We start from the raw sequence: 22,524 nt of genomic DNA, 5'->3' as shown, positions 1-22,524 counted from the left end.
GGCGGCCTACCTTTTTTAGAAGTGGGGCCGAGTCTAGGCGGGCTGATAAAGGCTGAACAGGATGATTGATGGGGATGATAAAGCAGTACAAGCGGCGGGTTGCAAGCTGCAAGCTGCAAGCTGCAAGCTGCAAGCTACAAGCTACAAGCAAGAGCAAGAGCAAGCATTTGCTTTTGCTTTTGCTTTTACTTGCAGCTTGCAGCTCGAAACTTACAACTGCCCTTAACCTATCGTCATCAGGCTGGCATTACCGCCCGCTGCGGCGGTGTTAACGCTCAGCGCACGTTCGATCACCAGGCGTTCCAAGGCAATATTGGTTTCGCCCTGGGACAAACCATGCACCCCGACGATGGCTCCGGCGCGCTTGGCCACCTGCTGGCACACCCCGCGCAGTTGATCCGAGTCGCCGTGGTGCAGGACCGCGTCGAACAGCACATCGTCCTTGGTCCAGTCAGCCACCCGCTGGATGCGTGCCTGAATGTCCTTCGGCAAGCGGGCAAACACCGCCTTGCTGGTATCGGTTTCCGGCCACACGGCCGAGCCGCCCACGGCCAGTACGGCCGCCAGTTGCGTCAACAGGTCGCCTTCCACGTCGGCCAGGCACAACACGTGCTCACGCGGCAGGATGGCGTAGCTGTTGCGTTCGCCGGTCGGGCCGGTGAGTTGGCGAGTGATACCGCTTTGCGACTGGGCCGCGAACTGCACGCACAGGGCGCTCAGCTCGGCGAGTTTCTGGCTGTCGGCCCAGGCTTGCAGCGCCGTCAGCGGTTTGCTCATGGCGTCGCGCAAACGCAGGTCCGGCGCCGCGAGGGCATCGCCGCGCACGAACGATTGTTGGATCGCATCGGTAGGGCGGGTCGACAGCAGGCGGTACAGGTACAGCGGACCACCGGCTTTCGGACCGGTGCCCGACAGGCCTTCGCCGCCGAACGGCTGCACACCGACCACGGCGCCGACGATGTTGCGGTTCACATAGACGTTACCGGCGTGAACGTTGTCGATCACCTTGGCGATGGTCTCGTCAATGCGGGTGTGTACGCCCAGGGTCAGGCCGTAGCCGGAAGCGTTGATCTGGTTGATCAACTGGTCCAGCTCCTTGCGCTTGTAGCGCACCACGTGCAGCACCGGGCCGAAGATTTCGCGCTGCAGCTCATCGAAGCTTTCCAGCTCGATCAAGGTCGGCATCACAAAGGTGCCGCGCTTGCATTCGTCGCTGTCGGCGATTGCCATCTGGTACACGGTGCGGCCTTTGTCGCGCATGGCCTGGATGTGTTTCTCGATGCCGGCCTTGGCCTCGGCGTCGATCACCGGGCCGATATCCACCGACAGGCGCTCGGGGTTGCCGAGGCGCGATTCGGCCATGGCGCCCTTGAGCATTTCAATGACGCGCTCGGCGGAATCTTCCTGCAAGCACAGTACGCGCAGGGCCGAGCAACGCTGGCCGGCGCTGTCGAAGGCGGAGGACACCACGTCGATGACCACTTGTTCGGTCAGGGCCGAGGAGTCGACGATCATGGCGTTCTGGCCACCGGTTTCGGCGATCAGCGGAATCGGTCGGCCCTGGTTGTCCAGGCGACCGGCGATGTTGCGTTGCAGCAGGCGCGCGACTTCGGTGGAACCGGTGAACATGACGCCTTTGACCCGCTCGTCACCCACCAGGCGGGCACCGACGGTTTCGCCACGGCCCGGCAGCAATTGCAGGACGCCTTCCGGAATGCCGGCTTCGAGCATCAGGCGCACCGCCTGGGCAGCCACCAGCGGCGTCTGCTCGGCGGGTTTGGCCAATACCGGGTTGCCTGCGGCCAATGCGGCGGCGACCTGGCCGCTGAAAATTGCCAGCGGGAAGTTCCACGGGCTGATGCAGACCACTGGGCCTAATGGACGGTGGGCATCGTTGGTGAAATCGTTGCGGGCCTGTACTGCGTAGTAGCGCAGGAAATCCACGGCTTCACGCACTTCGGCGATGGCGTTGGCGAAGGTCTTGCCGGCTTCGCGGGCCAGCAAGCCCATCAGCGGCTGGATCTCGCCCTCCATCAGGTCGGCGGCGCGTTCGAGGATTGCGGCGCGCTCGGCCGGTGGCGTGGCCTGCCAGATCGGTGCGGCGTTAAGGGCGCACTGGATGGCGTTGTCGACGTCGGTGACGGTGGCTTCCTGCACATGGCCGACCACGTCGCGGTGATCGGACGGGTTCAGTACGGGGGCCGTAGACTCTTCGCTGGCAGCGCAACCGAGCATCGGCGCGGCTTTCCAGTCGTTATGAGCAGTGGCCAGCAGGGCGCAGGACAACGAGGCCAGGCGATGTTCGTTGGCCAGGTCGATGCCGCTGGAGTTGGCGCGCTCGCTGCCATAAAGGTCGCGCGGCAGTGGGATGCGTGGGTGCGGCAGGCCGAAACCACCTTCCAGCGTCGCCATCTGCTCGATGCTTGCTACCGGGTCGGCCACCAATTCCTGAATGGAAATGGATTGGTCGGCGATGCGGTTGACGAACGAGGTGTTCGCGCCGTTTTCCAGCAAGCGGCGTACGAGGTAGGCGAGTAGTGTTTCGTGGGTGCCGACCGGGGCGTACACACGGCACGGACGGTTCAGCTTGCCTTCGGAGACCTTGCCTACAACCTGTTCGTACAGAGGTTCGCCCATGCCGTGCAGGCATTGGAATTCGTACTGGCCCGGGTAATAGTTCTGACCGGCGATATGGTAAATGGCCGACAGGGTATGGGCGTTGTGCGTGGCGAATTGCGGATAGATGACTTCCGGTACCGACAGCAATTTGCGCGCGCATGCGATGTAGGAAACGTCGGTGTAAACCTTGCGGGTATACACCGGATAGCCTTCCAGGCCTTCGACCTGGGCGCGCTTGATCTCGCTGTCCCAGTACGCGCCTTTCACCAGGCGGATCATCAGGCGGTGACGGCTGCGACGGGCCAGGTCGATGACGTAGTCGATCACGTACGGGCAACGCTTCTGGTACGCCTGGATCACAAAACCGATGCCGTTCCAGCCGGTCAGCTGCGGTTCGAAGCACAGGCGCTCGAGCAGGTCCAGGGACAACTCGAGACGGTCGGCCTCTTCGGCGTCGATGTTCAAGCCGATGTCATATTGCTTGGCCAACAGAGTCAGCGACAGCAGGCGCGGGTAAAGCTCTTCCATGACGCGCTCGTACTGGGCGCGGCTATAACGCGGGTGCAGGGCCGAGAGCTTGATGGAGATGCCTGGGCCTTCGTAAATCCCACGGCCATGGGACGCTTTGCCGATGGAGTGGATGGCTTGTTCGTACGAGGCCAGGTACTTCTGGGCGTCATGTTCGGTGAGTGCGGCTTCACCCAGCATGTCGTAGGAATAACGGAAACCCTTGGCTTCGAACTTGCTGGCGTTGGCCAGGGCTTCGGCGATGGTTTCGCCGGTGACGAACTGTTCGCCCATCAGGCGCATGGCCATGTCGACGCCCTTGCGGATCATCGGCTCGCCGCTCTTGCCGATAATACGGCTCAGGGAGGAGGTCAGGCCCGCTTCGTTGTGGGTGGCGACCAGTTTGCCGGTCAGCAACAAGCCCCAGGTGGCGGCGTTGACGAATAGCGACGGGCTGTTGCCCAGGTGTGGGTGCCAGTTGCCGGTGCTGATCTTGTCGCGGATCAGGGCATCGCGGGTACCTTTATCCGGGATGCGCAGTAGCGCCTCGGCCAGGCACATCAGCGCCACGCCTTCCTGGGAGGACAGGGAAAATTCCTGCAGCAGGCCCTGAACAATCCCGGCACGGCCGCCGGCACTCTTCTGGTTGCGCAATTTTTCAGCAATCGACGCGGCGAGCTTGTTGGTGGCCTCGGCCATTTCAGCCGGCAGGCGCGCTTGCTCGATCAGCATTGGCACCACTTCCGGTTCCGGGCGGCGGTAAGCGGCGGTGATGGATGCGCGCAGGACCGATTGTGGAAGAATGCTCTCGGCGAACTCCAGGAAACACTGGTGAGCGTGATCGGCCTGGACCTCGCCGGCGTCGTCGCTGTCGGCGCGGATCGAACCGTTCAGTTCGGTCAGGGTTGCACCACCCTCGAGTTTCTCCAGGTAATTGAAGATTGCCTGCTTGATCAGCCAATGCGGCGTGCGATCAATCGAGGACGCGGCCGCCTTGAGGCGTTCGCGGGTCGGGTCGTCGAGTTTGACCCCAAGGGTGGTGGTAGCCATATTTTTATCCTCATGTTTGCCACGTACCGCGTGGCATCAGCTGGCGGCAAGATTAGCTGCGAGCTGAATGAGGTGCAACCGGGTGCAACCCTTTTTTGTCGGAATATTCCGCAGCTCGTCAGGAAATGAATTCCTGTGTTCGTTTAACTGCACCCGCTTAGTGCTTTGGCTTCTAGCAAATCGCCGGTACTGCACTAAAAGGGAGCAAAAACGGCCGGTTCGGCGAAAAAAACGACTGGGTGCAACTGATTCGAACGAAACTGGTTGCACCTTATTTGATTTGTTGAATAGCATTCGCGGCCAAGGTGCAACCGGCTCCAAGTCGAGGGGCATCGGCTGATGGCTTTCCTGGGGAAACATCAGTCATAAATTTGCGGGTCTGCAAAACGTCGGTACAACGTCTGCGTTGTCGGCGCTTTCAACTGCCACCGCACCATAAAAACAAAGCCAGGGCGTAACTCATGAGTGTTAGCAACCCCACCCTGATCACCTTCGTGATCTACATCGCAGCCATGGTCCTGATCGGCCTGATGGCTTATCGCTCCACCAATAACCTTTCCGATTACATCCTGGGCGGTCGCAGCCTGGGCAGTGTCGTGACGGCGCTTTCCGCCGGTGCCTCCGACATGAGCGGCTGGTTGTTGATGGGTTTGCCCGGTGCAATCTACATGTCCGGCCTGTCGGAAAGCTGGATCGCCATCGGCCTGATCATTGGGGCTTATCTGAACTGGCTGTTCGTGGCCGGTCGCCTGCGGGTCCAGACCGAGCACAACGGCGATGCGCTGACGCTGCCAGACTATTTCTCCAGCCGGTTTGAAGACACCAGCGGCTTGCTGCGGATCATCTCGGCGGTAGTCATCCTGGTGTTCTTCACCATCTATTGCGCTTCCGGCATTGTCGCCGGTGCCCGTCTGTTCGAAAGCACCTTCGGCATGTCCTACGAGACCGCGCTGTGGGCCGGTGCTGCCGCGACCATCGCCTACACCTTCATTGGTGGTTTCCTGGCCGTGAGCTGGACCGATACCGTACAAGCCACCCTGATGATCTTCGCGTTGATCCTTACGCCGATTATCGTGCTGCTGGCCACTGGCGGCGTCGACACCACTTTCCTGGCCGTCGAAGCGAAAGATCCTACTTCGTTCGACATGCTGAAAAACACCACCTTCATCGGGATCATCTCGCTGATGGGCTGGGGCCTGGGCTACTTCGGCCAACCGCACATCCTGGCGCGCTTCATGGCGGCGGATTCGGTCAAGTCGATCGCCAAGGCGCGTCGCATCTCCATGGCCTGGATGATCCTGTGCCTGGGCGGCACCGTTGCCGTCGGTTTCTTCGGTATCGCCTACTTCTCGGCGCATCCTGAAGTCGCGGGCCCGGTCACCGAAAACCCTGAGCGCGTGTTCATCGAACTGGCCAAGATCCTGTTCAACCCTTGGGTTGCCGGGGTACTGCTGTCGGCCATCCTGGCCGCGGTGATGAGCACCCTGAGCTGCCAGTTGCTGGTGTGCTCGAGCGCCCTGACCGAAGACTTCTACAAGACTTTCCTGCGTAAGAGCGCCTCCCAGCTGGAACTGGTCTGGGTCGGTCGTGCCATGGTGTTGTTGGTGGCCTTGATCGCCATCGCCCTGGCCGCTAACCCGGAAAACCGTGTACTGGGCCTGGTGAGCTACGCCTGGGCCGGTTTCGGTGCCGCGTTTGGTCCGGTAGTCCTGATCTCGGTGATCTGGAAGAACATGACTCGCAATGGCGCCCTGGCCGGTATCCTGGTTGGCGCGATCACCGTCGTTGTCTGGAAACATTTCGAACTGCTGGGCCTGTACGAAATCATCCCGGGCTTTATCTTCGCCAGCCTGGCTATCTATTTCGTCAGCAAGATGGGCTCGCCTACCGCCGGTATGCTGCAGCGCTTCGACGCGGCCGAGAAAGATTTCCGCTTGAACCAGTAAGCTTTTGGCGAGGCCCGTACGGCTCGTCCCTGGCATCAAAAAACGGCCCGCCTCCCTTGGAGGTGGGCCGTTTTTCATGGGCGTCCGTCCGAATCGTCGGGCCGGTTGTAAACAATCAGCGCGCCGTGCGGAAAGCGTTAGCGGCCACGACGCAAAATTTGTCTGTCAGAAAGTACAGCGCGCCCTGAAGTTTTTGGCTTATCAGATGTAAGGCAAATCTGTTTTTCACGACGTCCGATCCAGGCTCCGAATAGCTGATGCAGAATCGCCCGTCTTCATTAAGCAGAGACACATCGGATGTTCGCGCCTGCCAACCAACCACGTTTCACGCTGACGTTCGACAGCGGGCCAAATGAGCTCAGGGTGCTTGAGTTCAAGGGCAAGGAAGCTATCAGCCAGCCCTACTGCGTTGACCTGGAGCTGGTCAGTGAGCGGCCCGACCTGGCGCTTGAAGATCTACTGCATCGCCAGGCGTACCTGAGCTTCGATGATCGAGGTGGTGGAATACATGGCCAGGTCTACAGCGTGGCCCAAGGCGATTCGGGCAAGCGCTTGTCCCGCTACCAGATCAGCCTGGTGCCGCGCCTGGCGTACTTGCGCCATCGCATCAACCGGCGGGTTTTCCAGCACCTGAGCGTGCCGGATATCGTCGCCCGTATCTTGAAGGACCACGGCATCTTCGCCGACGCCTACCAGTTCAGCCTTGGCGGGCAATACCCCGAACGTGAATATTGTGTGCAGTACGGTGAAAGCGACCTGGCCTTTATCGAGCGGATTTGCGCCGAGGTCGGCATTCACTATCACTTCCAGCACAGCCTTGGCGGCCACCTGCTGGTGTTCGGCGACGACCAGACGATGTTTCCTCGCTTGCCTGAATCGACGCTGTACCTGCCGGGCAGCGGCATGGCTGCCGACGAGCCGGCGATCAAACGCCTGGCGGTGCGCCTGCAGACCCGTACCACCGCGGTGGCACTGCACGATTATGACTTTCGCAAGCCCGGCCTGCAGCTTCAGGCTGGCCTCGACAACCAGCGATTACCGTCGCTTGAGAGCTATCACTACCCGGGCCAGTTCGTCGACCGTGAGGATGGCAAGCTCTTGGCCCAGCGCACCCTCGAGCGCCATGGCGCCGACTATCGCGTGGCGGAGGGTGGCGGTGACGACAGTGCCTTTGGCAGCGGGCATTTCATGTGCATCAAGGAGCACCCACGGGCGCAATGGAATGACCTCTGGTTGCTGACGCACATTGACCACCATGGCCGCCAGCCGCAAGTGCTTGAAGAAACCGCCTCGATTGGCCCGGAAGAGTTCCAAGGCTACCGTAATACCTTTCTCGCAACGCCGTGGGATGTGTTCTTTCGTCCGCCCTTGCAGCACAAGAAGCCGACCGTTAACGGCTATCAGCCTGCCGTGGTGACGGGTCCGCAGGACAGTGAGATCCATTGCGATGCGTTCGGGCGGGTCAAGGTGCAACTGGTCTGGGACCGCGACGGTGAGCGTGACGAACACTCCAGCTGCTGGCTGCGCGTGGCCACCGGTTGGGCTCATGATCGTTATGGCAGCGTGATGATTCCTCGGGTCGGCATGGAAGTCCTGGTGGGGTTCATGGAGGGCGACGTCGACAAGCCGTTGGTGGTTGGCTGTCTGCCGAATGGTGCCAACCCGGTTCCGCTCGATTTGCCAGCGGACAAGACTCGCAGCATCCTGCGCAGCCAAAGCAGCCCGGGTGGTGGCGGCTACAACGAATTGCGCATCGAAGACCGCAAGGGCGCCGAGGAAATCTACCTGCGGGCCCAGCGCAACTGGACCCAGCACGTACTGCATGACCAGCGCGTGCAGGTCGACCACCAGCGCAGCATCGTCGTCACCGGTCTGGCGCGGCATGAGCTCAAGGCTGACGAACAGCGCATCACTCAGGGCCGGCGCCAGGTTGAAATTCGCCAGGACGATCACTTGCTGGTCACGGGCGACCGGCACATCCGCGTCGCCAACCAGGCTGTCAGCGCCGCTGGAGGATTTCATATCAGCGCCGGCCAGCAGGTTGTGTTGGAGGCGGGCGCCAGCGCGACCATCCAGGCGGGGGGGCACTGGATCAACATCGGACCGGGCGGGATCTTCAGCAGCGTGCCGATCCAGGTGGGCGGCGCCGCAATGGTCGTAAAAGGCGCCGCACCCATCGCCCCCGGCGCCCCGGAAAAGCTCACCGCAGCCCTGGCCCCTCACCTTTCCCTCGCGCAAATACTGAGCTTGAGAAGTCCGGCGCCCTTCTGCGAGGAATGCGAGCGGTGCAAGGACGGCGCTTGTGGTTGGTCGTAGCTCGCCACGGGGCCGGGCTGACGACTGTTCGTCCGCTCGGCCGCGAACCCCTGACGTTCGGCGCGCTTCAAGGTAAACTCGGCGGCCTTCGCAGGAGCCGCCATGAATTATCGCCACGCCTTCCACGCCGGCAATCACGCCGACGTGTTCAAACACCTGGTCTTGACCCGCCTCATCGCCTTGATGTCGCGCAAGGAGCAGCCTTTCGCCTACCTCGATTCTCACGCGGGCATAGGGCTGTACGATTTGCAGGGCGACCAGGCCAATCGTACCGGTGAATACCTGGAAGGCATCGCGCGGTTGTGGGGCCAGGAAGATCTGCCGCCGCTGACCGCCGATTACATGAAGGTGCTGCGCGACATGAACCCGGACGGCCAGTTGCGCTATTACCCAGGCTCGCCGGAATTGGCGCGGCGCCTGACACGTGCCCAGGACCGGGTCTTGCTCAATGAGAAGCATCCGGAGGACGGCGTGCTCCTCAAGGACAACATGAAGGGTGACCGTCGCGTGGCGGTGCATTTAGGCGAAGGCTGGCATGTGCCCCGCGCGCTGCTGCCAGTGACCGAGAAGCGTGCCTTGATGTTGATCGATCCGCCGTTCGAACAGCTCGATGAGATGCAGCGCTGCGCCGCGTCCCTCAAGGAGGCTATTGGCCGGATGCGCCAGACCGTGGCGGCAATCTGGTACCCAGTGAAGGACCAACGGATGCTGCGTCGCTTCTACCAGGACCTGGCCGGCACCGGTGCGCCTAAGTTGTTGCGGGTAGAGTTGCTGGTGCATCCATTGGCAACGCCCAACAGCCTGAACGGCTCCGGCCTGGCGATTGCCAATCCGCCCTGGGGGCTTGAGGAAGAGTTGCGCGAACTGCTGCCGTGGTTATCCAAGAAGCTTGGGCAGACCCAGGGTGGGTGGCAGATGGATTGGTTGATCGCTGAAAGTTGAGGCATTGATGGCGCCTGGAAGGGCGCCATCATGGGGGAAAGACCCGAAAGTCAGATTGGGCAAGTCACGCCCGTACCACCAATCCCGCAATAGCCTTCAGGATTTTTCGCCAGGTATTGCTGGTGATACGCCTCGGCAAAGTAAAACGTCGGCGCTTCGTCGATTTCGGTGGTGATGTCGCCAAGGCCGGCCTTGCCCAGTTCAGCCTGGAACACGTCTTTGCTGTTCTTCGCCGCTTCCAGTTGTTCGGGGGTGGTGCAGTAGATCACCGAGCGATACTGGGTGCCGATGTCGTTGCCCTGGCGCATGCCCTGGGTTGGGTTGTGCAGTTCCCAGAACATTGCCAACAGTTCGTTGTAGCTGACTTTCTCCGGCTCGTAGACCACCAGCACCACTTCGCTGTGGCCGGTCAGGCCCGAGCAGACCTCTTCATACGTCGGGTTTGGCGTAAAGCCGCCCGCGTAACCCACCGCCGTGCTGACTACGCCTTCGCGTTGCCAGAACTTGCGCTCCGCGCCCCAGAAGCAACCCAGGCCGAAGATCGCGAAATCCACGTCCATGGCAAACGGGCCCAGCAGTGGTGCGTCGTGGACGAAGTGTTTCTCCGGCACGGTCATCGGGGTTTCACGGCCAGGCAGAGCTTGATCAGGAGTAGGAAGCACGTTTTTGTTCACCAGGATTTCCGAGCGTAAGATCATTGGGGCAGCTAAGTTACAAGTTACAAGTTACAAGCTGCAAGCTGCAAGCTGCAAGCTGCAAGTGGTGAGAGTGTGCCATCTTAAGCTTGAAGCTTGCCGCTAGCGGCACGGATAGCGCTTGAGCTTCTCGATGAGCTCTGCGCCAGGGATCGGCCGGTCAAACAGGTAGCCTTGGCCGACGTCGCAACGGTGGCGACGCAGGAACGCCAGCTGCTGAGCGGTCTCGATGCCTTCGGCCACGACCTTGAGTTTCAGGTTGTGGGCCATGGCGATCACGGCGGAGGTGATTTCCATGTCGTCCTGGTTGTCCGGGATCTCATGGATGAAGCTGCGATCGATCTTAATGATGTCGATCGGGAATTTCTTCAGGTAGCTGAGGGATGAATACCCGGTGCCGAAGTCGTCCATGGCCAGGGTCAGGCCCAGGCGCTTGAGCTGGTCGAGCTGCAGGTGGGTGTCTTCGGTGGCTTCGAGCAGCAGGCCCTCGGTCAACTCCAGTTCCAGCAATCGGGCCGGCAGCTGTTCTTCCTTGAGGATGCTGGCGATCGAGGCTACCAGGTCCGGGTCGGAGAACTGCTTGGGCGACAGGTTGATCGCCACTTGCAGGTTGCCCAGGCCGGCGGCGGTCAGCTGTTTACTCATGCGGCAGGCCTGGCGGGCGATCCATTTGCCGATGGGGATGATCAGCCCGGTTTCCTCGGCCACGCTGATGAACTGGTCCGGACGGATCATGCCTTTTTCCGGATGGTTCCAGCGCAATAGCGCCTCCATGCCCAACAGGCGGCCGCTGCGCAGGCACAGCTTGGGCTGGTAGAACACGTCCAGCTCATTCTGGGTCAGGGCGCGGCGCAGGTTGTTTTCCACGAACAGCTTGTAGCTGGCCTCGGCGTTCAGCGCTTCGGTGAACACCTGGACCTGATGCTTGCCGTTGGCCTTGGCCTTGTGCAGGGCCAGCCCGGCGTTGCGCATCAGTGTCTGGGGGTCGCGCCCATGCAAAGGTGCGCAGGCCAGGCCTACGGAGCCGGTCACGCTGATCAGCTGGTTGTCGACGAACATCGGTTTGTCGAGCGTCATCAGCAACTGGCTGGCGATCTGCTGGCCGGCTTCAAGGTCGGTGTCGTCCAGCAGTACCGCGAATTCATTACTGGCGAATCGTGCCAGGCTACCGCTGGGGCTCAGGCTGTTGCGCAAGCGCCGGGCCAGGCTGATCAGCAACTTGTCGCCGGTCTGGTGGCCAAGGCTGTCGTTGATGCGCTTGAAGTTGTCGATGTCCACCAACAGCAGGCTGATAGGCGAGTCGCTGTCTCGGGCGAAGCGCTCATCAAGGTTGCGAATGAAGGCCGGACGGTTGCCCAGGTTGGTCAAGTTATCGGTATAGGCCAGGCGCTCGATGCGCTGTTGGGCGAGCTTGGTCTGGGTGATGTCTTCGTAGATGCCGATGTAGTGGGTCAGTTCGCGGTTGTCGCCATAGACCTTTGAAATCGACAGCTGGCCCCAGTAGGGCTCGAGGTTTTTGCGTCGGCTCTTGAATTCGCCCTGCCAACTGTTGCTCTGGGCCAGGGCCGACGGCGCGTCGAACAGCAGTTCGCTGAGATTTTCCAGGGCTGGCAGCTCGGACAGGCGCTGGCCGTGGACTTCTTCGGTGGTGTACTGGGTAATGGCGGTGAAGCTCGGGTTGACGTACTCCACCACACCGTCGCAGTTGACCAGCAGGAAGGCGTTGGCGCTTTGTTCCACGGCGCGCTGGAACAGGTGCAGGGCGCTGGTGGCTGTGCGGCGGTTGTGGTTGTTGATGACCTGGGCGAATTGGTCCGCCAGTTCGCCGGCGAAGGCGATCTCGTCCGACTGCCAGGCACGCGTGGCGCCCACTTGCTCCAGGCACAGCACGCCGACCACCTGGCCGTCGATCCGGATGCTGGCATCGAGGATCGCATTGACGTCGCGGGCGCGCAGGTTCTCGGCCATTTCCCGCGTGCGTGGGTCGCGCATTGCATTGTGGGCGTCGATGGCCCGGCAGGTCTGCAATGCTTCCATGTAATCCGGGTATTCATCGGCATTGATCACTGCCGGCAAGTAATAAGCCTGGGACGCTCGGTTGTAGGCCGAGATCGGCACCAGCTTGCCGTCGTCCAGGTTCCAGATGCTCGCGGAGTCGATCTCATAGATGTCGCAGGCGCTGCGGGTAATCAGCTCGGCGGCTTCTTGTAGCGAATTGTTGGCACTGTAGCGCTGGCGGGTCAGCAGCAGGATCAGGTCTTGTTGGGCGCGGACCCGATCCAGGTGCTGGAGCTGCTCCTGTTGGGCGCGCTGGTTCAGTTCAAGCGCTATTTGCAGCCTTGAATTCTGGGTTTCCAGGTCTAGGGCCGGTAGGGATGGACCGTCCTGCAGCAAGTTGTCCACGGCGATCAGATAGCCGCGCAGCAGATGACGATTGTGCTGCTTGTAAGCCTCACCGGTTTCCAGCAGGTTCATCGGTCCCTGGGCGGTGTGCAGCGTATAGCGGATCAGGTAGTGCGACGCCTGGGCCAGCTGCTGCTGGATCGCGTCATGCAGCTGATAGCGCGCTTCAGGCTCCATCAGGCTGGCGTAAGGGGAGCTGACCAGCGAGCACAGCTCAACCGCCGGCACACCGAAGTAACGTTCGCAATTGGGATCAAGAAATAGCAGCGCCCAGCTTGCTTCATTCAGCCGTTCGAAACGCAGCATACCGAGCCGCGAGGGCACCGGTAACTGCGTCACTACCTCGGCCGCCATACGGCTGGCGGCATCGGGTTGGCTTTTCATGGGGAAACTCGCTTCGAAAATGCTGATCGCGCCGGGCTGACGCCCTCGTTATTACGGATTCCCGCAAGGTTGCATCATTGCGGCACCGGCTGACAAGAGACATGAAGGCCAAGTGCTATAAACCTTTTATCGGCTGACAATGAGATTTCTCCAGTTGTCAGCCGATCAGAGGCACTTGTTGTGCCTTGGCCGCTCAGCGCAACGGTATATCGACGATCTCCAGCGGGTTGCCGTCACGGTCATGAAACGTCACTTGAACGCTCTGAGCCGTGACGTTCAGGTGGGCGAAATTGTCCTGGCTGATTACCTTGCTGGTCAGTTCATAGTGATAGTCGCCGCTTGGCGCCTTGGCCATGGGCTTGCCAAAAATGAAAGTCGAAGCCGTGGCGTAAGGCAGCAGTTTGCTGTTGCAGAACGGCGACGAAACGATGGTATGCACCTGGAAGTCCGGATCCTGGCTATGAGCCAGGCGGCTGGTCAACGAGCCATGTACGTCACCCGACACGAAAATGACGTTTTTGACCCGATGGTCGCGGATGGCTTCGAGCAAGCGCAGACGCTGTTCCGGGAAGGCTTGCCAGGCATCCCCACCATTGAATTTGCGGTCGGGGTAAAACATGACGCCGGTCACGACAAATTTGACTCGGGCGGGGCTGTTGATCAGCCATTTGAGCAACGACTGTTCCTGTTCTTCATCGAGGATGCGCCGAGCGTGCGCCGACAGGTTGCGTCGGGTCCGGCTGTCGGTAACGAACCACTCGATATCGCCATGAGCGAACTGATACCAGTAACGCTTCAAGGAGCGACTGAGCGTACCGTCATTTAAAAGTTCGCGCGCCGGGCTGTGGCTGGCCTGATAAAGTTCATAGGCTTGAAGAGCATTTACATAAAGGATTTCATCCCCTTGGTTCTTATTGGCAGGCCAGTTGTCTTCTATTTCATGGTCGTCGAGCATCATGTACGTCGGTGCGCCGGACATCACTTTTTTAATATGGGGTTGGGAAAAAGCGCTGCGATACTTGAGCAGGATTTCCTTGAAAGCGCGATCCGGGGCAATAATGTTCAAGTCATCGAGATATACCTGATCCCCGATCATCAATACCGCACTGATCGGCGGATTGGCCTGCTCCATGATTCGATTGATACCCGCGAATGTGCGATCCCCCTGTTCTGGTCTTGACGGTACGCCTGCGGTCATTCGCAGGTATCGGCAGGAGCCAACAATATAGCTGCGGGCCGCGTAAGGCTTGCCGGAGGGTGTTTTCAGTTCATGAATTTCCCTGGGCCACTGCAACGGCAGCTCCTGGATGGTTTCCACCGTATGGGTTGGATTCATGAGGGTTTTCCAGCCGGCCTGATATTCATAGGCGGTGTCGGCCTGGAGGTCCTTTAGAACGACGACTTCGGACATGTCGCGGCGCGGTTTCAGTTGGACGAATTGTGCTTTTGACCAGCTCGTATCACCTTTTCGCCTATAGCGAATACCGGCAAATGTCGGATTATTGTTGTTTTCTTCGCCGCGCAGAAGTATGCGTGTGTGGTCGGTTGTTGTGTGGCCGACAATAGGGCCGACAGTGGGCTTTAGCATGTTCGAATCCATTCGAAGTTATATAAGTTCAGGGCGAGCCGTCAGGGGGCGCGCTGAACTTATGCTATAGCTCGAGAGGCGATAAATATTGATAGCGGAGGCGGCAGTTGCTGTGGGCAATTACTAACAGAACATATGGTTTTTGTTGCGTAACGAGTAGGAAAAGTCGTTTAGCACAAAACTGTTTTATTCCACGCAAAAAAAAGCCCCGCCAAATGGGCGGGGTTGAGGTACGAGCGTGGCGCTCGGAAACGAATCCCGAAAGGCCCTCCGCGAGGAGGGCCGTTCGGTGTTACAGCAGGATGGTGCGGATGTCGCCCAGCAAGTCGCTCAAGCGCTTGGTGAAGCGCGCAGCGGCAGCGCCGTTGATCACTCGGTGATCGTAGGACAGCGACAGGGGCAGCATCAGCTTCGGCTGGAAGGCTTTACCATCCCAGACAGGCTGGATGGTGGCCTTGGAAACACCCAGGATCGCCACTTCCGGCGCGTTGACGATCGGCGTGAAGCCGGTGCCGCCAATGTGACCGAGGCTGGAAATCGTGAAGCAGGCGCCCTGCATGTCGTCGGCGGTGAGCTTCTTGTTCCGGGCCTTTTCGGCCAGGGCAGCGGCTTCGCCAGCCAGTTGCAGCAGGCTCTTTTGGTCGACGTTGCGGATGACCGGTACCAGCAGGCCTTCCGGGGTGTCGACGGCAAAGCCGATGTGCACGTATTTCTTGCGGATCACAGCCTTGCCACTTGGCGCCAGGGAGGCGTTGAAATCCGGCAGTTCCTTGAGCAGGTGCGCACAGGCCTTGAGCAGCAGTGGCAGCACGGTCAGCTTCACGCCGGCTTTTTCGGCCACGGCTTTCTGCGCAACGCGGAAAGCTTCCAGCTCGGTGATGTCGGCCTGGTCGAACTGAGTCACGTGCGGGATGTTCAGCCAGCTGCGATGCAGGCTCGACGCGCCGATCTGCATCAGGCGAGTCATGGCCACTTCTTCGGTTTCGCCGAAGCGGCTGAAGTCCACTGCCGGGATTGGCGGAATACCCGCGCCACCGCTGGCGCCTTCGGCCGGTGCGTTCTTGGCCTTCTGCATCATGGCCTTGACGTAGGCTTGCACGTCTTCCTTCAGCACACGGCCGTGAGGGCCGCTTGGGCCGACGGCGGACAGCTCGACGCCGAATTCACGGGCCAGCTGACGCACGGCAGGGCCGGCGTGCACCTTGGCACCGCTTGGCGCAGGTGCGGCGGCTGGGGCTGGGGCAGCCTCGGCCTTGGCGGCAGGCGCGGCGGCTGGAGTCGGAGCCGGGGCAGGCTCAGCCTTGGTAGCAGGCGCAGCAGCCGGGGCTGGCGCGGCAGGGGCCGAGGCTCCCGCTACTTTCAGCTTCAGGATCAGGTCACCGGTACCGACTTCGTCGTCCAGCTTGACCTCGACGCTTTCCACCACGCCGGCGGCCGGCGATGGGATTTCCATGCTGGCCTTGTCGGATTCCAGGGTGATCAGCGACTGGTCGGCTTCGACGGTGTCGCCGGCCTTGACCAGCACTTCGATGATCTTGGCCTTGCCCGACGAACCGATGTCCGGGACATGAATGTCCTGGACGCTGGCAGCGGCAGGCGCAGCAGCGGGCGCGGGAGCCGCCTCGGCAGCCGGTGCGGCGGCAGGCTTTTCAGCCGGGGCCGGGGCCGGGGCAGCAGCAGGGGCTGGCGCTTCAGGCGCAGCAGTGGCGCCCTCGACTTCCAGCTCCAGCAACTCGTCGCCTTCTTTCAGGCGATCGCCCAGCTTCACTTTCAGGCTCTTGATGATACCGGCCTTCGGCGCGGGCACTTCCATGCTGGCCTTGTCCGATTCAAGCGTCAGGATGCTCTGCTCGGCTTCGATACGGTCGCCGACCTTCACAAACAGTTCAATTACTTCACCTTCACCGCTGCCGATGTCAGGTACGCGAATGAGTTCGCTCACGGAAATTCTCCTCAGCAGTCCAGTGGGTTGCGTTTTTCCGGATCGATGCCGAACTTGGCGATGGCTTCGGCCACCACTTTAGGTTCGATATCGCCACGGTCAGCCAAGGCTTCCAGGGCTGCCAACACAACGAACTTACGGTCGACTTCGAAGAAGTGACGCAGCTTCTTGCGGCTGTCGCTACGGCCGAAACCGTCGGTGCCCAGCACTTTGAATTCCTTGGAAGGAACCCACTGGCGGATCTGCTCGGCGAACAGCTTCATGTAGTCGGTGGACGCGATGACCGGACCTTTGCGGCCGTTCAGGCATTCTTCGACGTAGCTCAGTTTTGGCTTCTGGCCAGGGTGCAGGCGATTGCTACGCTCTACGGCGAGGCCGTCGCGACGCAGTTCGTTGAAGCTGGTGACGCTCCAGACGTCGGCGCCGACGTTGAACTCTTCACGCAGGATCTTCGCCGCTTCACGCACTTCGCGCAGGATGGTGCCGGAGCCCATCAGCTGGACGTGGTGCGCCGCTTCGCGGGTGTCTTCCTCGAGCAGGTACATGCCCTTGACGATGCCTGCCTCGACACCGGCCGGCATGGCTGGCTGCTGGTAGGACTCGTTCATCACGGTGATGTAGTAGAAGACGTCCTCTTGCTCTTCGGTCATCTTCCTCATGCCGTCCTGGATGATCACCGCCAGCTCGTAGCCGTAGGTCGGATCATAGGTGCGGCAGTTCGGGATGGTCCCGGCCAGCATGTGGCTGTGGCCGTCTTCGTGCTGCAGGCCTTCGCCGTTCAGCGTGGTCCGGCCGGCGGTGCCGCCGATCAGGAAACCACGGGTACGGCTGTCGCCAGCGGCCCAGGCCAGGTCGCCGATACGTTGGAAGCCGAACATCGAGTAGAAGATGTAGAACGGCAGCATCGGCTGGTTGTGGCTGGAATACGAAGTGCCGGCAGCAATGAAGGAACTCATGGCGCCCGCTTCGTTGATGCCTTCCTCGAGGATCTGGCCCTTCTTGTCTTCGCGGTAGAACATCACCTGGTCTTTATCGACTGGCTCGTAGAGCTGGCCGACGGACGAGTAGATGCCCAGCTGGCGGAACATGCCTTCCATACCGAAGGTACGGGCTTCGTCGGGGATGATCGGGACGATGCGCGAGCCGATTTCCTTGTCCTTGACCAGCTGCGCGAGGATCCGCACGAAGGCCATGGTGGTGGAGATTTCACGGTCGCCCGAGCCGTCCAGGATAGCCTTGAGGGTTTCCAGTGGCGGCGTCGGGAGGCTGAAGCTCTTGGCGCGGCGCTGAGGTACGAAACCGCCCAGCGCGGCACGGCGCTCGGCCAGGTAACGGGCTTCGGCGCTGCCTTCTTCCGGCTTGAAGAACGGCAGGTTTTCCAGCTCGCTGTCCTTGACCGGAATGTCGAAGCGGTCGCGGAACAACTTCAGGCTGTCGACGTCGACTTTCTTGGTGTTGTGCGCGGTGTTCTTCGCTTCGCCGGCACCGGTGCCATAACCCTTGATGGTCTTGGCCAGGATGACGGTCGGTTGCTCTTTGTGGTTGACCGCCTGGTGGTATGCCGCATAGACCTTGTAGGGGTCGTGGCCGCCACGGTTGAGCTTCCAGATCTCGTCGTCGGACAGGTCTGCAACCATCGCCTTGAGTTCAGGCGAGTTGAAGAAGTGCTCACGGACGAACGCGCCGTCCTTGGCCTTGTAGTTTTGGTACTCGCCGTCGATGACTTCGTCCATGCGGCGTTGCAGGATGCCGTCGACGTCCTTGGCCAGCAGTGGGTCCCAGAAGCGGCCCCAGATGACTTTGTTGACGTTCCACTGGGCGCCACGGAACACGCCTTCGAGTTCCTGGATGATCTTGGCGTTGCCGCGAACCGGGCCGTCGAGGCGCTGCAGGTTGCAGTTGATGACGAAGATCAGGTTGTCCAGCTTCTCGCGGCCGGCCAGTGAGATCGCGCCCAGGGATTCCGGTTCGTCACACTCGCCATCACCCATGAAGCACCAGACTTTCTGCTTGCCGGCCGGGATGAAGCCACGCGCTTCCAGGTACTTCATGAAGCGCGCCTGGTAGATCGCCTGGATCGGGCCCAGGCCCATGGAAACAGTCGGGAACTGCCAGAAGTCCGGCATCAGCCAAGGGTGCGGATACGAGGACAGGCCATTGCCGTCCACTTCCTGGCGGAAGTTGTTCATCTGGTCTTCGGTGATGCGGCCTTCCATGAACGCACGGGCGTAGACGCCTGGCGATGCGTGACCCTGGAAGTAGATCAGGTCGCCGCCGTGTTCATCGGTCGGGGCCTGGAAGAAGTAGTTGAAGCCGATGTCATACAGCGTCGCGCTGGAGGCGAAGCTGGAGATGTGACCGCCCAGGTCAGAATCTTTCAGGTTGGTACGCATGACCATGGCCAACGCGTTCCAGCGTACCAGCGAGCGAATGCGGCGTTCCATGAACAGGTCGCCAGGCATGCGTGCTTCGTGGGTAACGGGGATCGTGTTGCGGTACGGCGTGGTGATGGCGTAGGGCAGTTGCGAACCGCTGCGGGTTGCGAGTTCACCCATACGGGTCATCAGGTAATGAGCACGGTCTTCGCCTTCTTTGTCGAGAACCGATTCCAGGGCGTCCAGCCATTCCTGGGTTTCGACGGGATCGAGGTCTTGCATGGCTTGCTCCAGGGCGGAAAGGCTACCAGAATCGGTTGCCTGAGTTTGCGACTGGCCTTGTGGGCAGACGATATAAATTCTTGGATTGCCGAAGGTTGTCTCGGCGGCGTGTAGTTTTACTACAAATCGTCGGTCGTTTCAGCCTTTCGAATGTATAGACGAGTAGTAAAACTACACCCGAGCGGCTGATGGCCCCTCGTTTCGTTGTGAGAATAATCGTTACTGTTGGTCTTTAGCCAACTCGAACAGGTAAAAACTTGATGCCGGCTGCCAATAAAACCAGAAAATCAGCTATTTATCATCTTTGTTCGACAGTCGATCAGGTAGTGGCTTTTGAAAAAACACTACATCCAGCCTTTCCCGCGCCGATCAAGGATAGACCATGAGCCTGCCCTCGCTTGCCCCAATATCGGAAACCGTACCGGCGATTCTCCAGTCATTGGTCAGTCGTGCCGAGCAGTCGTTCCGTGCAGCGGTCGCCTCTCTGGATGACGACCACGGGCTATCGGCCTGGACGGCGCAGCGTTGGGCCGAGTTCCACCGCATCGCCGCCGCCAGTGACTTTGTCATCGAGCAAAGTGTACGAGACCCTTCGATGCTATTGGAACTGGTGCGCAGCGGTGAACTGGACCGCAGCTTCGCCCCGGGAGAGATGCGCGCGCAGATTGCCGCTGCCGTGCAGGCCGCCGAGACCGAGGACGAACTGGGTCGCGTCCTGCGCCGCCAGCGTACCCGCCAGCAAGTGCGGATCATCTGGCGCGACCTGAACCGCCAGGCGGATCTGGTCCAGACCTGTCGCGATCTCTCGGACATGGCCGATACCTGCATCGACCAGGCCTATCAATGGCTATACAAGCGCCTCAGCCAGCAGTTCGGCACGCCCACCGGGCGACGCAGCGGCGAACCACAGCACATGGTCATCCTGGGCATGGGCAAGCTCGGTGCGGTGGAGCTGAACCTGTCGTCGGACATCGACCTGATTTTCGCTTACCCCGAAGGAGGGGAAACCGCTGGAGTGAAGCGACCGCTGGATAACCAGGAGTTTTTCATTCGGGTCGGTCAGCGCCTGATAAAAGCCTTGGACCCGATGACGGTCGACGGCTTTGTGTTTCGCGTCGACATGCGCCTGCGTCCTTATGGTTCGGCTGGCGCGCTGGTGTTGAGCTTCAACGCGTTGGAACAGTATTACCAGGACCAGGGGCGCGACTGGGAGCGCTACGCCATGATCAAGGCGCGCGTCGTGGCGGGCGACCAGGTGGCCGGTGCGCAATTGCTCGACATGCTGCGCCCGTTCGTTTATCGCCGTTACCTGGATTTTTCCGCCATCGAAGCGCTGCGTACCATGAAGCAGCTGATCCAGCAGGAAGTGCGGCGCAAGGGTTTGGCCGACAACATCAAGCTGGGCTCGGGCGGCATTCGCGAGGTGGAGTTCATTGCCCAGGCGTTCCAGCTGATCCATGGCGGTCGCGACTTGAGCTTGCAGCAGCGCCCGCTGCTTAAAGTGCTGAGTACCCTGGAAGGCCAGGGCTATCTGCCGGCCAAGGTGGTTGACGAACTGCGCCAAGGCTATGAGTTCCTGCGTTACACCGAGCATGCGATCCAGGCCATCGCCGACCGCCAGACGCAGATGTTGCCGGACAGCCCGCAAGACCAGGCGCGCATTGCGTTCATGCTGGGCTTCGCTGATTGGTCGACGTTCCATGAACAGCTGATGTACTGGCGCGGCCGCGTGGCGTGGCATTTCGGTCAGGTCATTGCCGACCCGGATGAGGAAGACGGCAGCGAAGGCGAAGTCGCGGTGGGTGGCGAGTGGTTGCCGTTGTGGGAAGACAGCCAGGATGAAGAGGCCGCGTGTCGTCAATTGGAGGAGGGCGGCTTTGTCGATGCGCCCAAGGCCCTAAAGGCCCTGGCGGCCTTGCGTGCCAGCCCGCAACTGCGTGCCATGCAGCGCCTGGGGCGCGAGCGTCTGGATGCTTTCATTCCGCGCTTGCTGGCCCAGGCCGTGGAGCATGCGAATCCGGATCTGGTCATTGAGCGGGTGTTGCCGCTGGTAGAGGCCGTGGCCCGCCGTTCGGCCTATCTGGTGTTGTTGACGGAAAACCCCGGCGCCCTGCGACGTTTGCTGACGCTGTGCGCAGCGAGCCCGTGGATCGCCGAGCAGATCACCCGCTTCCCACTGCTGCTCGACGAATTGCTCAATGAAGGTCGCTTGTTCAAGCCGCCCCTCGCGCCGGAGCTGGGAGCGGAATTGCGTGAGCGCCTGACGCGCATCCCCGAGGATGACCTCGAGCAACAAATGGAAGCCCTGCGCCATTTCAAACTGGCCCACCGCTTGCGGGTGGCCGCCTCGGAGATTGCCGGGAGCCTGCCGCTGATGAAGGTCAGCGATTACCTGACCTGGCTGGCCGAGGCGATTCTCGAACAAGTGCTGGCCCTGGCTTGGCGCCAGACGGTCGCCAAGCACGGCGTGCCGTTGCGCGCCGATGGCAGCCTGTGCGATCCGGGGTTCATTATTGTCGGCTACGGGAAAGTGGGCGGCCTGGAATTGGGGCATGGGTCGGACCTGGACCTGGTGTTCATCCATGACGGTGACCCGCAGGCGGAAACCGACGGCTCGAAACCCATCGATGGGGCGCAGTTCTTCACCCGGCTTGGCCAGAGGATCATTCACTTGCTGACGGCCCAGACCAACTCCGGGCAGTTGTATGAAGTCGATATGCGCCTGCGACCGTCCGGGGCGTCCGGCCTGCTGGTCAGTTCGCTTGGGGCATTTGCCCGCTACCAGGAAAATGAAGCATGGACCTGGGAGCATCAGGCGCTGGTGCGCGCCCGGGTTCTGGTTGGCAGTCAGGACGTGGGCCAGGCGTTCGAGAAAGTTCGCGTCCAGGTGCTGGGGCGCAAGCGCGATCTGCCGACGCTGCGTCAGGAGGTCAGCGAGATGCGCGCCAAGATGCGCGACAACCTCGGCAGCAAGGCCACCGCCGCCGGGACCGCACCGAATGCCTTCGAGGCCACGGCGCCCTTCGACCTCAAGCAGGATGCCGGAGGTATCGTCGATATTGAATTTATGGTGCAATACGCGGCCCTGGCGTGGTCCGAGGAGCATCCCACGCTGGTGCGCTACACCGATAACATCCGCATCCTGGACGGGTTGCAGGAGGTCGGGTTGATGCCGGCCGAAGATGCCTCGCTGTTGCGCGAGGCCTACAAGGCCTACCGCTCCGCCGCTCACCGCCAGGCCCTGCAGAAAGACACTGGGGTAATCACCGGCGACCAGTTCGTCGATGAGCGTCAGCAGGTGCTGCGGATCTGGCGAGAGCTGGGGCTGAGCTGAGTATTGAATGTAGGAGCGCAGAGTCGCGAGGTTGAACTGCGACGACATCGTTGAGCAGGGTTGCTCCCGCGGTTGTAGATTGAAGGCAGCAGGCAACGACCTAAGCCACAGTGATTCTCGAGGCGGGGAGGCGTAGGCCTC

The 22,524-nt window shown here is 60.9% G+C and carries 11 protein-coding genes; 5 read left to right on the top strand and 6 right to left on the bottom strand.

Features of this window, described 5'->3' with window-relative positions; all coding sequences use genetic code 11:
* Positions 1–61: 61 nt before the first annotated feature.
* Complete coding sequence (locus tag J3P95_RS23030) at positions 62–226, top strand: hypothetical protein (RefSeq protein WP_434626167.1); 165 nt, start codon at positions 62–64, stop codon at positions 224–226.
* Here the strand turns inward: J3P95_RS23030 and putA are convergent.
* Entirely contained in the window at positions 223–4,176 is a 3,954-nt protein-coding gene (putA, locus tag J3P95_RS23025; RefSeq protein ID WP_434579553.1) for a trifunctional transcriptional regulator/proline dehydrogenase/L-glutamate gamma-semialdehyde dehydrogenase, read from the bottom strand. The two genes, J3P95_RS23030 and putA, sit on opposite strands and share 4 nt — an antisense overlap.
* A gap of 461 nt (positions 4,177–4,637) precedes the next feature.
* Here putA and putP point away from each other — a divergent pair, with 461 nt between their 5' ends.
* From putP to J3P95_RS23010, 3 genes are all read left to right on the top strand, one after another.
* On the top strand, positions 4,638–6,122 hold the full coding sequence (gene putP / locus J3P95_RS23020; protein ID WP_434579554.1) for a sodium/proline symporter PutP: 1,485 nt from the start codon (positions 4,638–4,640) through the stop codon (positions 6,120–6,122).
* Positions 6,123–6,419: 297 nt separating this feature from the next.
* Positions 6,420–8,438, top strand: a complete 2,019-nt coding sequence (locus J3P95_RS23015) for a type VI secretion system tip protein VgrG (protein WP_434579555.1) — start codon at positions 6,420–6,422, stop codon at positions 8,436–8,438.
* Between the two features lie 102 nt (positions 8,439–8,540).
* On the top strand, positions 8,541–9,380 hold the full coding sequence (locus tag J3P95_RS23010; RefSeq protein ID WP_434558977.1) for a 23S rRNA (adenine(2030)-N(6))-methyltransferase RlmJ: 840 nt from the start codon (positions 8,541–8,543) through the stop codon (positions 9,378–9,380).
* Positions 9,381–9,430: 50 nt separating this feature from the next.
* Here the strand turns inward: J3P95_RS23010 and msrA are convergent, their stop codons facing one another.
* The 5 genes from msrA to aceE form a co-directional block, all read right to left on the bottom strand.
* Positions 9,431–10,078: a peptide-methionine (S)-S-oxide reductase MsrA gene (gene msrA / locus J3P95_RS23005; protein WP_434579556.1), complete on the bottom strand. Its 648-nt coding sequence runs from the start codon at positions 10,076–10,078 to the stop codon at positions 9,431–9,433.
* A 99-nt stretch (positions 10,079–10,177) separates the two neighbouring features.
* The gene (locus tag J3P95_RS23000) at positions 10,178–12,862 is read right to left on the bottom strand and encodes a putative bifunctional diguanylate cyclase/phosphodiesterase (protein WP_434558973.1); all 2,685 of its coding nucleotides are present in this window, start codon (positions 12,860–12,862) and stop codon (positions 10,178–10,180) included.
* 193 nt (positions 12,863–13,055) lie between these two features.
* Entirely contained in the window at positions 13,056–14,450 is a 1,395-nt protein-coding gene (locus J3P95_RS22995) for an alkaline phosphatase D family protein (protein WP_434558971.1), read from the bottom strand.
* Positions 14,451–14,742: 292 nt separating this feature from the next.
* Complete coding sequence (gene aceF / locus J3P95_RS22990) at positions 14,743–16,392, bottom strand: dihydrolipoyllysine-residue acetyltransferase (protein ID WP_434579557.1); 1,650 nt, start codon at positions 16,390–16,392, stop codon at positions 14,743–14,745.
* Between the two features lie 11 nt (positions 16,393–16,403).
* On the bottom strand, positions 16,404–19,049 hold the full coding sequence (aceE, locus tag J3P95_RS22985) for a pyruvate dehydrogenase (acetyl-transferring), homodimeric type (protein WP_434558967.1): 2,646 nt from the start codon (positions 19,047–19,049) through the stop codon (positions 16,404–16,406).
* Positions 19,050–19,431: 382 nt separating this feature from the next.
* Here aceE and glnE point away from each other — a divergent pair, with 382 nt between their 5' ends.
* Positions 19,432–22,383, top strand: coding sequence for a bifunctional [glutamate--ammonia ligase]-adenylyl-L-tyrosine phosphorylase/[glutamate--ammonia-ligase] adenylyltransferase (gene glnE, locus J3P95_RS22980; protein ID WP_434579558.1), 2,952 nt, complete (start codon positions 19,432–19,434; stop codon positions 22,381–22,383).
* The last annotated feature ends 141 nt before the right edge of the window (positions 22,384–22,524 follow it).

It is taken from the genome of Pseudomonas sp. Z5-35, from assembly GCF_051131945.1.
Classification (GTDB): domain Bacteria; phylum Pseudomonadota; class Gammaproteobacteria; order Pseudomonadales; family Pseudomonadaceae; genus Aquipseudomonas; species Aquipseudomonas marvdashtae.
This window is presented reverse-complemented; position numbering and strand designations above follow the sequence as displayed.